Here is a 15,348-nt window from a genome sequence, read left to right on the forward strand (position 1 = left end):
TTCGCCCAGATCATCGCCGCGACCGCGCACACCAGCAGCACGATCCCCGACGCGGGCTCGATGTGCAAGAACGCGGCGGCAGGGCGCCCGACGAAACGCGCGAGGGGTCTGCGGGAGTACAGGAACGCGGGGCGCGAACGCCACAGGGGCGAGGTCCAGGGCTCTTTCGTGGACTGCACGGCACGGGCTCCGATCTAGGGCAGGGTCACATTCCCGCCGACCAGACTTCCCGGCACACCAGGCCACACCCTACCGCAGCCCCATCACAAGCCCGCCGCCGTTGCGTAACGGGCAGACCTGGCTCGCGTTACCTCCCGGCTGGGCTGCGCCGGCACGGACGCAAAGCTGGAAACCCCTCTTGCGCCTATGCGGATAGCCTTGGCGCACCCCCTCTCTGGAAGTGCCGACCATGCTGCCCCCGTTTGGTTCACGTCGCTCTCGTCGACAGTTGACGGCTACCGTCGTCGGCGCGAACCTCTGCTTGGTCGCGGTGATCGCGATGCAGCTCGCCGGATACCTCTGGTTTCGCGGCGTGTTCTCGGAATTCGTCGCGTGCGCGCTGCTCTTGGCAGCGGTGACGCTGGTGCTCGTATGGCTGCGGATCCGGCGGCGGCTGGGTCGGGCAGGAACCATCCGAAGACTTCCCGAGGGCGAGCGTCAATCTGCCGAGGCCGCCGCGCTGCGGCTGCTGCGTCGACGGGCGATCGCGGTCCGCAGCATGCAGTTCCTCGGAGTGTGCGCAGTCTTCGCCCTGGTTGCGGGCACACTCGGCGATGACCCCGATTGGCGCGACCTCAAGGACGGCGGCCCCGGCGTCAGCCCGGTCGCGATCACCTCCATCGGTGAGGTGGAGGAGATCGGCAGTCGTCGCGGTCCGAGGTACGACTTCGAGTTCACCGGCACCATCCCCACCAGCACGAGCTTCCATGTGGTCCGCGACCAGATCAGCACCGATGCCGATCCGCGCGGAGGTGATGGCTGGGAGGGCCTGGTGTGGGCGGTCTACGACCCGGACGATGTCAGCGGTGGCGTCGTGTTCGTCGCCTCCTACTCCGAGGCGCGCCAGGTCCTGCGATTTCCATTGACCCCCGTGTTCGGGTTCGGCGGGTACGCGCTCGTCCTGTTCGCGGCCGCCGCGTTCTCGAAACCGCCATCGAAGCGGATCGCCGAGATCGCGGTGCCGGGCCGACTCGCGTACTACCGGGGGGACGTGCACCGACTCAACCGAGCCGACGGGAGCGTGCTCGTCGCGCTCGGTCTTATTGCCGCGATCATCTATTCCTGCTGCCTGCGGCTGATTCCGACTACCGGGTTCACCGACGAGCTGTTCGACACAGCGTCGGCAGGGGTGGCCGTCTACGGCATCGCGATGCAGATCGTTGCGCTGATCATCGCGAACCTCTTGGCGGGTCTGGCCGTCGGTGACGCCAGAATGCCGAATCGCTGAGACCGTCCGTGGTGCGCGCGAACGGTGTTGCGCCACGTTGTCAAAGCTCCTTGTAGGCAGGGAGGTCCGGTGGCTGCCAGTCCCAGATGCGGGCCAGCGCTTTCGTGGTCATCGTGGCGAGGGTCGCCGGTCGCATCATGCGGGTGGTCCACACCAGCATTCGCTGCCGGGCGGCGCTGCCGGAGATGTAGCCTGCGCCTTTCTGGTGGGCGGACTTGGCGATCCATTGGGTGCGGGGCCGCCGGACCGTGTCGTATCGGGCGAGCGCCGCTGTCGCATCTGAAACGTCGTGGAGGCTGGCGGCGAGGACGACGGCGTCTTCGAGCGCTTGCCCGGCGCCTTGGCCGAGGTCGGGGCTCATGGGGTGGGCGGCGTCGCCCAAGAGCGCGATGCGCCCGTTGACGTAGGTCGGCAGCGGGGTGCGCACGAGGTCGGTGATGTCGTGGTGCAGGACGCGCTCAGTCGGTGTGGCGTCGAGGAGGGCGGGGATGGGGTCGTGCCAGTCGCCCACGCGGCGAAGGACCTCGGAGCGTTCGTCGTCGGCCCGTTCCCCGGGTGTGCCCGCCCGGGTGCCGAGTCCCCAGTAGACGCGGCCGCCTGGCAGCGGCATGGTCAGGAAGTAGCGGTCTTTGGCGAGGGTCATGCCGCCTTGGGCCGGTCCGAGGTCGAGGTCGGCGATGCCCCGCCAGACCGTGTAGTGCCAGAAGGCCGGTTCAGGGGTCTGGGGCCACAGCAGGCGCCGGGCCGTGGAGCGGACGCCGTCGGCGGCGACGACCAGGTCCGCCTCGAACGTCTCATCGCCCACATGGACGAAGGCGCGGCCTGGTGTCTGGTCGATTGCGGTCACTGCCGCACCCGTGCGAATCGACTCGGTCGGGACCGCGTCGAGGAGCACGTTGTGAAGATCGGCGCGGTGGAAGCCGATCAGCGGCGGCACGGTGCCGGGCTCGGCCCGGTTGAGGTAGCGGCCGGAAGCTTCGCGGAGGTTGGCGGTACCGAAGAACGGCGTGCCTGCCGCGCGGGCCCGGTCGCCGACGCCGAGCGCGTCGAGTGCCCGGATCGCGTTGGGGCCCTGCGACATGCCTGCGCCGATCTCTCCCGCGACGCGGTTGCGTTCGAGCACGGTGACGGTCCAGCCGGTGCGGCGGAGCGCGATGGCGGCGGCGAGTCCGCCGATGCCGGCTCCGATCACGATGGCGCTGCCTGGCTTCATGACGTCTCCTTGTCGATGGGAGGGGCTTGGTCGAAGACGCGGGCCATCCAGTCGAAGACCGCGTGCGCTTCACGAATCCGGTCGGCCCGTGGGCTGTCGGTTCCGACGAGCGTCAGCCCTTCGGCGGCGACTTCGCGGAAGGCGGTGAGCGAGGCGACCTGGCGTCGCACGACCGCTTCCCAGGCGCCATCCTGGAGGCGGTAGTAGGCGGTTCGCTCGCCTGGCCGCGTCCGCTTGGTCACGAAGCCCATGGCCATCAGCACCCGGAAGTTGGTCGTCAGCGAGGCGCGGCTGGCGCCGATCGCGTCGCTGATCTGGCCCGCCGACTGTTCGGGCGGGTCGCAGATCATCAGCCAGCCCAGAACGCGTCCGGCGATCGGTGGCACGCCGTCGGCGGCAAGGAACTGCGCGACACGCTCGACCCATTCGAGCGCCGCGCGCTGCCCTGTCTCAGACCCCGTGCGTGATTCATGGGATTCACTACTTGCCATGTATTTCAGCATAACCTGAAATCAGCGTCGGTCAAGAAGCGGAGGGCGCCTAATGCCGCCGCGCACGACCGGACTCGGACGACCCCATGCACCCCTTGAAGACCGAGCACTCGTCGTGTTCGCCGCTACGCTGTGGACATGCCCACCCCCGCCCCCTGGCTGATCATCACGCTCACCGCGATCGCATGCGCGCTCGCCGTGAGCGCAGCCAAACTCGCGGTCACGCGCCTGCTCCTGCGCCACCGCTCCGAGAACGCGTCCCGCCTCATCGGCAAGGCCCTGCGCCCCGCCCAGCTCATGGCCGTCACCGGCGGCCTGCAGATCCTCCTGTCCGCCAAGCATGGACAGCCCGGCTGGGGCGGTGACTGGAATGCCGTTCTCAGCCAGTCGCTCCTGTTCGGCACGGCCGCTTCAGGGGCGTGGCTGCTTTCCAACCTCCTCAGTGTCGCCAAAGACCCCATCCACCGCCGCTGGGACGGGCTCGAGCAGGACGACGTCGACGGACGGCGCCGCCGCACACAGGTGGTGATCCTCTACCGGCTCGCCTCGGTCATCGTCTGGACGGTCGCGATCGGTCTCGTCCTGTTCAACATCCCGGCGCTGCGCGAGGTCGGCATCTCGATGCTCGGGGCCGCCGGCGTCGCGGGCATCATCGCGGGCCTGGCCGCGCAGACCATGCTGCAGAACCTGTTCGCCGGCGTGATGCTCGCCTTCGGCGACGCACTGCGCCTCGACGACGTGGTCGTGATCGAGGGCGAACTGGGCACGATCGAGGAGATCACCCTGACCTACCTGGTGGTGCGCATCTGGGACGACCGGCGGATGGTCTTGCCCACCTCGTACTTCACGCAGCACCCGTACGTCAACTGGACCAGGGACACCCCCGAAGTCCTCGGCTCGGTCGTCTTCGACGCCGCACTCGCGCTGCCGGTCGACGAGGTACGCGAGGAACTGGGACGGTTCCTCGACGGCAACTCCCTATGGGACGGCCGCAAAGCGAGCGTCGCAGTCCTGGACGCCACCGGCGGCGTCATGCGCGTCCGGCTCCTGATTTCTGCCGCCAACCCCGGCGACCAGTGGGACCTGCGCTGCGAGCTGCGCGAGCACATGGCCGCTTGGCTGGCGAAGCATCACCCCGACTGCATCCCCGACCCGAGCTGAAAGGGTCGCCCTCACGCTTGCTGAAGCTTGGGGGATCCGAGCCCGGGGCCTCGGCATCTCCGCTTGTTCGCCTGCGAAGCTGTCGAAACTTGGAGCCCGCCTTCCTGAGCGGGTCTCGGGTGATACCCGATCATGGTTCAAATCCATATCCTCCGCCAGTGGCCCGTTGACCTGCGTGAATGCAAACTCACCGGGCTTTTTGCCTGCCCCTGCCCCGGGAGCTCGGCCCCACGGTTCGACATGAGGCCGGGATCCGGAAGTCGGCGGTGCGAGGTCCTGGCGGCGGCCGCGCCGGCGGTCTCGCCGCGGGATCCGTCGGCCTGGCCCTGTGGGGGAGGGGCGGCGGGATTTGTTGGCCGTCTGTCCGGATCGCCGCCCTGGTCAGCGGCTGTGGTGCGCGCGGTCACATTATCTTTGCGACGATTTGCGCCTGGCCGAAAGGACGAGGCGAGGCCCGTACCTGCGTATGCCAGCAGCGAGGGGCAAAACAGGTGAAACGTTGCTGAAGTAGATGCGGGGCGCTCTACTGGAACTTCCTGGCGAACGACGCAAGCGCGATGAGCTCGTCTCGTAGCGCTCGCTGGTTCGGAGCGGCGGGGAGGCGACCGACGTTTTCCCTCGTAGATCCGCTTCTACGTTTGGCCAATGCAGAACCGGCACACGAATGCAGGCGCACCTGGCCCCGTCCAGAGCGCCGCCCTCTCCATCCGTAAGTGGACCCGTTCGCAGGCCAGCGGCTTGCTGCAGCGGTCCTCCATCTGGGCAGTCCGACTGGGAGCGGTCATCGCGACCGTTTTCGGGCTCCTCAAGGACAAAGCGACTCCTGTCGCGGCGTCGCTCGCTGGACGGCTCCGCGAGACCGCGGCACCGGCCGTCGAGCGGGCCGGACGGCTGATCGCCTGGGCGTCCCTGCGCCTCCAGCCCTGGACGGCCCTGTTGAAGGACCTCGCCGTCGTCGCCGCCGAGTCGGCGCGACCGGTGGTCGCCCCGGCTGTCGACCTGGGCAGGCGGCTGGTCGCCAAGGTCGTCGACCGCTTCGGCATGCGGATGACCGTCATGGGCGCGGCCACCGCGATCTTCATCGGTTCCACCGGCAGCGCCGCGATGGCCATCACCAACCTGGACACCGAATCCGCCGTGCAGGCGCAGAACGGCGTCGCGGCTGCCGAGGTCGCGCTCTCCGAGGAGTCCGCGTCGGCGGCCGCCGAATCGATCGCGGAGGACCAGCGTGCGGCAGCGGCGGCCGAGGCGGCCGAGGCGGCGAAGGAAGCGGCCGAGCCCAAGCCTGTCGGCGGGCTCAGCAAGCTCCAGATGTCCAACGCCGTGGCCATCATCGAGGCCGGCAAGGACGAGGGACTCGACCAGAAGGCCTGGGCGATCGCGTTGGCGACCGCCATGCAGGAGTCCAAGTTCCGGAACTACGCGAATGTCAACGTCGCGGAGTCCTACGACTACGAGTACCAGGCCGAAGGCTCTGACCACGACTCGGTGGGCCTCTTCCAGCAGCGCCCCTCGTCGGGCTGGGGCAGCGTGAAGGAGCTCATGGACCCGAAGACCTCGGCCTCCAAGTTCTACAACTCGCTCAAGAGGGTCGACGGCTGGGAGAACATGCCCGTCACGAAGGCCGCGCAGACCGTCCAGGTCTCGGCGTTCCCGGACGCCTACGCCCAGTGGGAAGACCTGGCCTGGGACATCATCGACGCCTACAACGCCCGCTGACGTCTGCTGCGAGCGATCAGACGCAAGTGGTGATCGGCCCCGCCGGGTTCGGCGGGGCCGATCGCCGTCTGCGCGCAGGCGCGTCAGGGAGGGCGCTCCCGATTCGAGCGGAACACACGTTTCGCCTGATTTCTCGAGCGTTCACGAGGCCATCGGGGGCCGATTGCCGCCCGCGCCGGGTTTCAACTGCGATCAACGGTGTATCCGCAGGTGGGGGAGGTAGCGTAACCCCTGGGGGTCGAGGCTCGTGGACAGGACGCGTGGAGTGCGGGATCGGTCGGCAGTGACCGACCTGGACTACGCCGCGCTCTTCGAGGCGACGCCGAGCCCGTGCGCGGTGCTCGGCCCCGACCTGGTGATCGTCGAGGTCAACCGGGCCTACCTCAAGGCCGCCGGCCGCGCCCGCGAGGACCTGCTCGGGCAGAACATCTTCGACGCCTTCCCGGAGAACCGCGCCGATGCCCAGGCTGGCGGGATGGAGCAGCTGAGGGCGTCGCTGGCCCGGGTCCTGCAGTCGCGCGAACCGGACACGATGGCGCTCCAGCAGTACGACATCCCCTTGGGCCGGCCCGGCGTGTTCGAGGAGCGCTGGTGGCTGCCGGTCAACACGCCGGTCCTCGGACCCGACCGCGAGGTCAAGTGGATCGTCATCCGGGTGGAGGACGTCACCCCGTTCATCAAGTCGACCGCCTCCGGCGACGGGCCGTCGGTCGAGCGCGCGGCGGAGGAGGCCGAGCTGTACGCGCGCGCGCTCGAGCTCAACCACCTCAACCAGGAACTGCGGCTGGCGCACATGCGCGAGCACGAAATGACGGTCACCCTGCAGCGGACCATGCTCATGACGCCGGACTTCGAGCACCACGACGACGTCGCGGTGCGCTACCTGCCCGCGGACGACTCGCTGGCCGTCTCGGGCGACTGGTACGACCTGATCGACCTGAAAGGCGGACGCTTCGCGGTGACGATCGGCGACGTCGTCGGGCACGGACTCGAGGCCGCCGCCGTCATGGGCATGCTGCGAAGCGTGCTCAACGCCGCCGTCCGCACCTTGGAGCGGCCCGCCCACGCCCTGGAGGTCCTGGGCCTGTTCGCCCGCTCGATCGAAGGCGCCATGAACACCACCTCCATCAACGCGCTCGTGGACCCCGACAGCCGGTTGATCACCTACAGCAACGAGGGGCACCCGCCGCCCGTGCTGCGGCACGCCAACGGCGAGTGCGAACTCCTGAACCAGGTCCTCGACCCGCCGCTCGGCGCCCGCCCCCAGCACGTCCCGTGCTCGCAGGCCGGGCACCCCTACCTCCCCGGCGACACGCTCGTGCTCTACACCGACGGGCTGATCGAGCGCCGCGGCGAGGACATCGACGTCGGGCTCGACCGCCTCATCGCGACGCTGCGACGCCACCGCACCCGCGACCCGGAACTCCTCGCCGACGCGCTGATGTCCGAACTCGGCGTCGGCAGCGGCCTCGCCCGCGACGACATCGCCCTCATCGTCGTCGGGCTGTGACCGCCGCTCGGCGCCGGCGCTTCCGGATCACCGGCGTTCGATGAGATCGCGGGCGAGGTGGTGCTGGGGCGGTGCCGAGGGCCGGGTCAGGGCCCCGCAGGGACACGGGTCTGCTGCGAGAGAAAAACCCGGACGCGGACCCATCCGCGCCCGGCCCGGCTCCGAATCAAGGACGTGGCAGGGCGGCCCGGCACCGGTCGCGTATGCGGCGCCGGGCGCCCGCCACTCCCGCCCGATTGAAACGGAGTCCGAAAATGTCCACGCAGCAGACCCAGACCCGCGGCCGCGCACCGGTGCAGATCGTCACCTCGGTCGTGGCCCTCGTGTTCGCCTTGGTCGGCCTGGCCGGCTTCATCCCCGGCCTCACCACCGGCCTCGACTCGATGTCGTTCGCCGGCCACCACTCCGAAGCTCTCCTGCTGGGCGTGTTCGAGGTGTCGGTGCTCCACAACATCGTCCACCTCCTGTTCGGCGTCGTCGGCTTCCTGATGGCCCGCAGCGCCTCCGCCGCCGTCACCTACCTGGTCACCGGCGGCGCGATCTACTTTGTGCTGTGGCTCTACGGCACCCTCATCGACCTCGACTCCGCGGCGAACTTCGTGCCGGTCAACGACGCCGACAACTGGCTCCACCTGGGCCTGGCCGTCGGCATGATCGCGATCGGCGCCCTCTTCGCCCGCGCCGCCAAGGCCGCTCGCTGAGCCGACCGCAGCGGACGCGTCAGCGCCCGGGCGCGTCCGCCGCGAGCTCGGGGTAGATCACGCTCGGGTCGGCGCTGAGCACGGCCTTGAAATCCCGGGAGACCCCGTCCGCCAGGACTTCCAGTGCGCCCGATTCGATCCCGTCGAGGCCGGCGCGGACCACGTCCGCAGGGTCGGCCTTCACCGCCGGGATGTCCTTGAGCATGTCGGTGTCGACGCCGCCGACGTGCAGCCCGGTCACCTGCGTCCCCTGCGCGGCCAGCTCGAGCCGCACCCCGTTCGTGAGGCTCCACGACGCCGCCTTCGCCGCCGAGTACGCGTGCCCGAGACCCGCCGAGCGCCACGACAGCACCGACAGGATGTTGAGGATCGCGCCCCCGCCGTTCGCACCGAGCACGGGCGCGAAGGCCCGCACCATGTGCAGCGTTCCGAAGAAGTTCGTCTCCATCTCGCTGCGGATCGCCTCCTCGGGGCCGGAGACGAGGTTCGCGAACGTCGCGATCCCCGCGTTGTTGATCACCACCGTCGCGTCCGAAGCGACCGCCGCGGCCGCCGCGACCGACGCGGGATCGGTGATGTCGAGCGGCACGACCTCCACACCGGGAAGGTCGACGGCCTCCACCCGGCGGGCGCCGGCATAGACCTTGGCCGCGCCGCGTTCTAGGAGTTGCCGCGCGAAATGGCGGCCCATGCCGCGGTTGGCGCCGGTGACGATTGCGATCGATCCTTTGATGTCCATGCGGTCGACGCTAAAACCTCACGCCGGCGTCAGAGGCAAGGAACCGTGGCCGAGGCCACAACGACGGGAAGGATGCGGATGCGCATCGGGGAACTGGCCGAAGCGACCGGCGCGACCGTGCGCGCCCTCAGGTACTACGAGGAGCAGGGCCTCCTGCACCCCGAACGCACCCCCAGCGGCCAGCGCGTCTACACCGACGACGCGGTCGCGCAAGTGCACTGGATCCGCGCGCTCCTCGCGACGGGCCTGCCCAGCAAGGCGATCGCCAAACTCCGCCGCTGCCGCGGCGCCGACGAGGTCACGCCCGAGCAGCGCGCGGTCGTCCACGCCGAGCACGCCCGCATCGAAGCCGAGTACCAGGCCGCGGCACTGGCCCGGGACCGGTTCGCGGCCGTGCTCGCGTTCATCGGGGAGCCGCCCGCCCGCTGAACCGCCGCGTTGCGCACGGTGTGCGCTAGGGTGTGGCGCATGAGTGAGGCGATTCCGTCGGTGTGGGTGCGCGAGGCGAAGGCGCCGGGTCTGAGCCGGGACCGGATCGTCGCCGCGGCATTGGAGCTGCTGGACGCGGAAGGCTTGGGCGCGTTGAGCATGCGCTCCCTGGGCAAGCGGCTCGAGGCGGGCGCGACCTCGATGTACCGGCATGTGGCGAACAAGGACGAGCTCATCGAGCTGGTCGTCGACGAGGTGTACGGCGAGGTCGCGGTGCCCGGCGCCGGCGAGCCGTGGCGCGAGGGGGTCGCGGCCGCGGCCGGGAGCCTGCGGGCGATGGCGCTGCGGCACCCGTGGGTCGCCGGGGTCCTCGGGCAGGTCGGGCTCGCGTACCTGGGCCCGAACCTGGCGGCGGTCGCGGAGCGGATGCAGGCGCTGTTCCTGGCGGCGGGGCTGCGTGATCTGGAGGCGCAGCAGGCGATGGCCGCCGTGACGTCCTATGTGGTCGGCACGGTGACGAGCGAGACGGCGTGGCTCGCCCTGGTCGCCCGCAGTGGGCGGACCGAGCAGGAGCTCGTCGCCGACCTCCAAGCCTCGCAAGCGCATCTGAACGAGACGCCCGCCGCGCGGGAGTACGTCGACCCGGCCGCGTTCCGCGAGGACGGGTTCGCGTTCGGCCTCGCGCTGATCCTCGACGGGCTCGAAGCCCGTTTGCGCGGAGCGCGATAAGGGAAGGCACCAGAGCGGGCGGTCGCATCGGCGCCGCCCGTTTTCGCTGCACCGCAACCAGAAGGGAGGGGGCCTTGCGGAAGCCGACGCCTCATGAGTACAGTGTTCGCATGAGGCGCACAGTGTGCGCACGAACTGAGGAGCGAACATGACCACCACCACCGACGCACCGCACACGACGCGAAAGCCACTGCCCGCCCGGATCCTGCGCGCCACACTCCGCGCAGGCACCTGGACCGTCGCCGTCCTCGTACTGCTCATGGCGATCGCCTTCTTCGGCGCGCCCCTGCCCCTCGGACCCCTCGAAGACACCACCAGCGTCATCGCCATGCTCGTCCCCTGGTCGACCGGACTCCTCCTCGCCTGCACCGCACTCCTCGCCGCAGCCGCAGTCCTCGCCCGACGCCGCCGCGCCCTCACCGCCGCCGCCGCGCTCGCCGCCCTCGCCGCCCTCGGCATGACCGCCACCCCCTGGGCCGCCACCGCCGCCCAAACCGACGTCAGCTGGAGCGCCTACTTCACCGCCCCGCCCGCAGCCGAACCCGACGCGACCGCCACCTACGCCACCATCGACGGCCACGACCTCGACCTCGACGTCTATCTCCCCGAGCACACCGCCGGCCCCGCCCCCGCCGTCGTCTACGTCCACGGCGGCGGCTGGTCCAGCGGCGACCGCGACGACAGCGCCCCCTGGCAGCAATGGCTCAGCGACCAGGGCTACGCCGTCTTCTCCATTGACTACCGCCTCGCCCCCGCACCCCGCTGGGAGGACGCCGTCGGCGACGTCAAATGCGCCCTCGGCTGGGTCCGCGACCACGCCGCGACCTACGGCGCCGACGCCGCGAACGTCTCGATCGCCGGCGACTCCGCCGGCGGCCACCTCTCGATGATGGCCGCCTACACCGTCGGCGACCCCGCGCTCGCCCCCTCCTGCACGGTCGACGAAGCACCCGTCGCCGCCGTCATGAGCTGGTTCGCCCCCACCGACCTCGCCTCCCTCGAAGCCGACTCCGACATGCCCGACAGCGCCCGCGGCTACCTCACCGCCTTCCTCGGCGCCGGGCTCACCGAGGAACCCGGCCGGTACGAGGCCGCCTCGCCGCTCACCTACGCCGGCCCCGGCCTGCCCCCGACCATGATCGTCCAGGGCGGCGCCGACCGGCTCGTGCCGCTGGAGCAGGGCGCGGCGCTGGCCGACGCCCTCGAGCGGGCGGGCGTGCCCGTCGCCGCGGTCGACCTGCCCTGGGCGCACCACGGCTTCACCGGCCAGTGGGGCTCGTGGGCCTCGCAGGCGCTGCGGCCGGCGGTCGTCGACTTCCTCGCCGAATATGCGCGCTGACACCGCGGCGCCCGCACGGCACAATGGGTCGATGCGCACTATCGGGCTGATCGGCGGGATGTCCTGGGAGTCCTCCGCCGAGTACTACCGGCTCATCAACGAGGACGTCAGGACCCGCCTCGGCGGGCAGCACAACGCCCGCAGCCTGATGGCGACGGTCGACTTCGGCGAGATCGAGGCGATGCAGCGGGCGGGGGACTGGGACGGCGCGGGGAAGGTCCTCGCCGAGGCGGCGAAGGTGCTCGAACGCGGCGGCGCCGACTTCATCGGCTTGTGCACCAACACGATGCACCGGGTGGCGGACCGGATCGAGGCGGCGGTCGCGGTGCCGTTCGTCCACTTGGTCGACGCGACCGCGGACCGGATCCGGGCGGCCGGGATCGACCGGGTGGGCCTGCTCGCCACGAGGTTCACGATGGAGATGGGCTTCTACGCCGAGCGCATGGCGCGCCACGGGATCGAGGTCGCCGTCCCGCCGGCCGAGGACCGCGCGGTCGTCCACGAGATCATCTACGGCGAGCTGACGCTGGGCGTCGTGACCGACGCGTCCCGAGACGCCTACCGCCGCATCATGGCCGACCTGGCCGCGGCCGGCTGCGCGGGCATGATCTACGGCTGCACGGAGATCACGCTGCTGGTCGATGAGACCGACACGACCGTGCCGGTCTTCGACTCGACCCGCATCCACGCCGAGCGCCTCGTCGACCTCGCCCTGGCTTGAGCGCGCTTCGCTGAACGGCCGCACCGACCGGTGACCCGCCCGGCCGGAGCGGCGCTGGGCTCCGGAATGTCGAGACTGGAGCGCGCTAATGCGAAAAGTTTCTGCAATCGGTTGCATCAGAGGTATTGACCCTGGGAAAGCCCTTTCCTTAAACTCATTGAAGTATTTCGATCTCTACTCAGTGAGGGAGAGCTCCCAGATGAGACGAACAGTCGCACGTAGACTCGCCGCGGTGCTGGCCACCGCTGCCGTGGTCGCCGCGGGGGTCGCACTGTCGATCACGCACGCCTCGGCGGCAACCGGCGGCGTCACCGGTTACGCGACCCAGAACGGCGGCACGACCGGCGGCGCCGGCGGCGCCACCGTCAAGGCCACCACCGGCACGCAGATCAACCAGGCCCTGTGCAACCGCGCCAGCACGAGCACGCCGATCATCATCCAGGTCGAGGGCACCATCAACCACGGCAACACCGCCGACGTCTCGGGCTCCAGCTGCGACGTCGGCAGCACGCTGATCGACCTCAAGGGCGTCAGCAACGTGACGATCGTGGGCGTGGGCGCCGGTGCCGTCTTCGACCAGATCGGCATCCACATCCGCGAGTCCAGCAACATCATCATCCAGAACGTCACGATCAAGAACGTCAAGAAGTCCGGCTCGCCCACCTCCAACGGCGGCGACGCGATCGGCATGGAGTCGGGCGTGCGCAACGTCTGGGTCGACCACACCACCCTCGAAGCCTCCGGCGGGGAGGCCGAGGGCTACGACGGCCTCTTCGACATGAAGAACGACACCAAGTACGTGACGCTCTCGTACAGCATCCTGCGCAACTCCGAGCGCGGCGGCCTGGTGGGCTCCAGCGAGACCGACCTGACGAACAGCTTCATCACCTACCACCACAACCTGTACCAGAACCTGAACTCGCGGGTGCCGCTGCTGCGCGGTGGCACCGCGCACGTCTACAACAACCACTACTCAGGGATAGTCGAGTCGGGCATCAACTCCCGCGCCGGCGGCAAGGCCAAAGTGGACAACAACTACTTCGAGGACTCCAAGGACGTCCTCGGCACCTTCTACACCGACGAGCGCGGCACCTGGCAGACCAGCGGGAACATCCTCGACAACGTGACCTGGTCGGCCACCGGCAGCGAGAACTACCCGGCCGGGCCGAGCATGCCCTCGACCACCACGATCAGCGTCCCGTACAGCTACCAGCTCGACAACGCCTCGTGCGTCCCGAGCGTCGTGGCGAAGACGGCGGGCGCGAACAAGGGCAACCAGGTCTCGGACGGCAGCTGCAACGCGCAGACGCCCTCGCAAAGCCCCTCGCAGACGCCGTCGCAGCCCCCCACCGCCCCGACCACCGGCCCGACTGACCCCGGCACGTCCAACCCCCCGGGAGGGACCAACCTCAGTCTCGGCGCCGGAGCGGACGGCTCCAGCAAGGCCGACGGCACCAGCTACGGCAACGTCATCGACGGCTCGATGAGCACCTACTGGTCGCCGAGCGGCACCACCGGGCGCGTCTCCGTGAAATGGAGCAGCGCCAAGACGATCGACACGGTCAACATCCGCGAAGCCGCCGGCTCGGAAGGCACCATCGACAACTGGCAGGTCGTGGACAACGTGACCGGCGCGGTGCTCGCCTCCGGGACCGGCGCCGGGGTGATCTCCTTCACCGCCGTCGCCACGACGAAGATCAACTTCGTGATCACGAGCGCGAGCGGCACGCCTCGAGTCGCCGAATTCGAGGTCTACGCCTAGCCGCGTCGCCCCGCGCGGCCTCCCAGCCGCGCGGGGTGGCCCGACCCACCCTCCTAGCATTGGCCCCGTGACCTGCGGATTTGATACAGTCGCCGGAGTGCTCACGGGGCCTTCCGTGCGCGCGGATTCGGGGGAACGGTGAACCAGGACGAGCTCGACGCGCTGCCGCTCGCAGGACGCGCCCGCTACGCCGTGCTCGGCGTCCTCCAAGAGGCCCAACGCACCCGCATCGACTGGGTCGACGCCGCCTCCGACCTCGAAGCCGCCTCCGCCGACCCCGACTGGCCCGCCGCCCTCGCCGGCGTCTTCGACGAACTCGGCGGCGACGCGGCCCTGCGCGCCTGGGAATGGGGCTGGATGCCCCGCGAAGCCATGAGCGCCTTGCGCAAATCCCTCAGCGCCGAAGCGATGCGAGCCGGCGCGATCATGATGCGCGGCCAACTCACCCGCTACCACGACCACCAGCTGAGCGACCGCTGGCTCGCCCACCGCGACGAACTGGCGGACACGGTCCCCCACGCGGGCATGGCGAAAGCGAGCCACGGCCTCGGCCGCTGGGACCGCATCGTCCTCTGGGGAGCGACCCTCGAAGCCCTCCAGCTCCTCAACACCCTCCCCAAGATCCCCAAGGTCGAACCCCTCCCAGGCGACCTCCGCATCACCCACGGCATCGGCATCGCCGAATCCTCCCGCGTCTACGAGAAGATCCGCGCCCTCCTCGCCAAAGCCGAGTCCACCGACTCCGACGCCGAAGCCGAAGCCTTCACCGCCAAAGCACAGCAACTCATCGCCCGCCACAGCATCAACGAAGCGCTCCTTTCCGAAGCCGGCCAAGGCAAACGCGAACCCGAAGCCCTCCGCGTCATCATCGAGCGCCCCTACGAGCAGCCCAAATCCGAACTCCTCGCCCAGATCGCCGACGCCAACCACTGCCGCTCCGTCTACTGGCCCGACGGCGGCTTCACCACCCTCATCGGCGACCGCGCCGACCTCCGCTCGGTCGAACTGCTCTACAACTCCCTGCTCGTCCAGGCCACGGCCGCCATGACCCGCGTCGGTTCGATCGCCGCGAAGCGCGGCAAGTCGCAGACCCGCTCTTTCCGCCAGTCCTTCCTGGCGTCCTTCGCGATGCGCATCGGCGAACGCCTCCGCGAATCCGCCGCCGACACCGAACGCGAATACACCGCCGCCACCGGCACCGACCTCGTCCCGGTCATGCGCCAACGCGACGAACGCGTCGACGCCCGCACCACCGAACTCTTCCCCCGCCTCAAACTCGGCCGCGGCACCCGCATCACCAACTACGAAGGCCACATCGCCGGCCTCGAAGCCGCCGACAAAGCCCGCCTCACCGCCCCCGAACCCATCACCCGCCGCTGAAGACCAC

At 69.8% G+C, this 15,348-nt stretch carries 14 protein-coding genes; 11 read left to right on the forward strand and 3 right to left on the reverse strand.

Translation table 11 applies throughout. The features are described 5' to 3' along the window. Positions 1-448 precede the first annotated feature (448 nt). Entirely contained in the window at positions 449-1,447 is a 999-nt protein-coding gene (locus AB0K52_RS04730; protein ID WP_363526187.1) for a hypothetical protein, read from the forward strand. A 40-nt stretch (positions 1,448-1,487) separates the two neighbouring features. Here AB0K52_RS04730 and AB0K52_RS04735 read toward each other — a convergent pair whose 3' ends face one another. Then, positions 1,488-2,660 (reverse strand): FAD-dependent monooxygenase, encoded by a 1,173-nt coding sequence (locus tag AB0K52_RS04735; protein ID WP_363526189.1) that lies wholly within the window; start codon positions 2,658-2,660, stop codon positions 1,488-1,490. After that, a complete protein-coding gene (locus AB0K52_RS04740; RefSeq protein WP_363526191.1) occupies positions 2,657-3,151 on the reverse strand; it encodes a transcriptional regulator in 495 nt (164 codons plus the stop codon). Before AB0K52_RS04740 ends, AB0K52_RS04735 begins: the two co-directional genes overlap by 4 nt. A gap of 138 nt (positions 3,152-3,289) precedes the next feature. Between AB0K52_RS04740 and AB0K52_RS04745 the strand changes: the two genes are divergently transcribed. The 4 genes from AB0K52_RS04745 (at position 3,290) to AB0K52_RS04760 (ending at position 8,242) form a co-directional block, all read left to right on the forward strand. After that, positions 3,290-4,312 carry a mechanosensitive ion channel domain-containing protein gene (locus AB0K52_RS04745; RefSeq protein ID WP_363526194.1) on the forward strand — a complete coding sequence of 341 codons (1,023 nt, stop codon included), beginning with the start codon at positions 3,290-3,292 and terminating at the stop codon, positions 4,310-4,312. Between the two features lie 645 nt (positions 4,313-4,957). Then, positions 4,958-6,031: a hypothetical protein gene (locus tag AB0K52_RS04750; RefSeq protein ID WP_363526197.1), complete on the forward strand. Its 1,074-nt coding sequence runs from the start codon at positions 4,958-4,960 to the stop codon at positions 6,029-6,031. A 283-nt stretch (positions 6,032-6,314) separates the two neighbouring features. Continuing rightward, positions 6,315-7,541 (forward strand): SpoIIE family protein phosphatase, encoded by a 1,227-nt coding sequence (locus AB0K52_RS04755; RefSeq protein WP_363526200.1) that lies wholly within the window; start codon positions 6,315-6,317, stop codon positions 7,539-7,541. A 254-nt stretch (positions 7,542-7,795) separates the two neighbouring features. Continuing rightward, positions 7,796-8,242 (forward strand): DUF4383 domain-containing protein, encoded by a 447-nt coding sequence (locus AB0K52_RS04760; RefSeq protein WP_363526203.1) that lies wholly within the window; start codon positions 7,796-7,798, stop codon positions 8,240-8,242. A 19-nt stretch (positions 8,243-8,261) separates the two neighbouring features. Here the strand turns inward: AB0K52_RS04760 and AB0K52_RS04765 are convergent, their stop codons facing one another. Beyond that, the gene (locus tag AB0K52_RS04765; RefSeq protein WP_363526206.1) at positions 8,262-8,981 is read right to left on the reverse strand and encodes an SDR family oxidoreductase; all 720 of its coding nucleotides are present in this window, start codon (positions 8,979-8,981) and stop codon (positions 8,262-8,264) included. Between the two features lie 78 nt (positions 8,982-9,059). On the opposite strand from AB0K52_RS04765, the gene AB0K52_RS04770 reads away from it, so the two are divergent. From AB0K52_RS04770 to AB0K52_RS04795, 6 genes are all read left to right on the forward strand, one after another. Beyond that, the gene (locus AB0K52_RS04770; protein WP_363526209.1) at positions 9,060-9,410 is read left to right on the forward strand and encodes a MerR family transcriptional regulator; all 351 of its coding nucleotides are present in this window, start codon (positions 9,060-9,062) and stop codon (positions 9,408-9,410) included. A gap of 39 nt (positions 9,411-9,449) precedes the next feature. Next, complete coding sequence (locus tag AB0K52_RS04775; RefSeq protein ID WP_363526212.1) at positions 9,450-10,139, forward strand: TetR/AcrR family transcriptional regulator; 690 nt, start codon at positions 9,450-9,452, stop codon at positions 10,137-10,139. Between the two features lie 148 nt (positions 10,140-10,287). Continuing rightward, positions 10,288-11,478 (forward strand): alpha/beta hydrolase, encoded by a 1,191-nt coding sequence (locus AB0K52_RS04780; protein ID WP_363526215.1) that lies wholly within the window; start codon positions 10,288-10,290, stop codon positions 11,476-11,478. A 31-nt stretch (positions 11,479-11,509) separates the two neighbouring features. Then, on the forward strand, positions 11,510-12,199 hold the full coding sequence (locus AB0K52_RS04785) for an aspartate/glutamate racemase family protein (protein ID WP_363526218.1): 690 nt from the start codon (positions 11,510-11,512) through the stop codon (positions 12,197-12,199). 199 nt (positions 12,200-12,398) lie between these two features. Then, on the forward strand, positions 12,399-13,961 hold the full coding sequence (locus AB0K52_RS04790) for a right-handed parallel beta-helix repeat-containing protein (protein WP_363526220.1): 1,563 nt from the start codon (positions 12,399-12,401) through the stop codon (positions 13,959-13,961). Positions 13,962-14,099: 138 nt separating this feature from the next. Further along, positions 14,100-15,341 carry a DUF2786 domain-containing protein gene (locus AB0K52_RS04795; protein ID WP_363526223.1) on the forward strand — a complete coding sequence of 414 codons (1,242 nt, stop codon included), beginning with the start codon at positions 14,100-14,102 and terminating at the stop codon, positions 15,339-15,341. Positions 15,342-15,348 lie beyond the last annotated feature (7 nt).

It is taken from the genome of Glycomyces sp. NPDC049804 (assembly GCF_040674615.1).
Classification (GTDB): domain Bacteria; phylum Actinomycetota; class Actinomycetes; order Mycobacteriales; family Micromonosporaceae; genus Glycomyces; species Glycomyces niveus.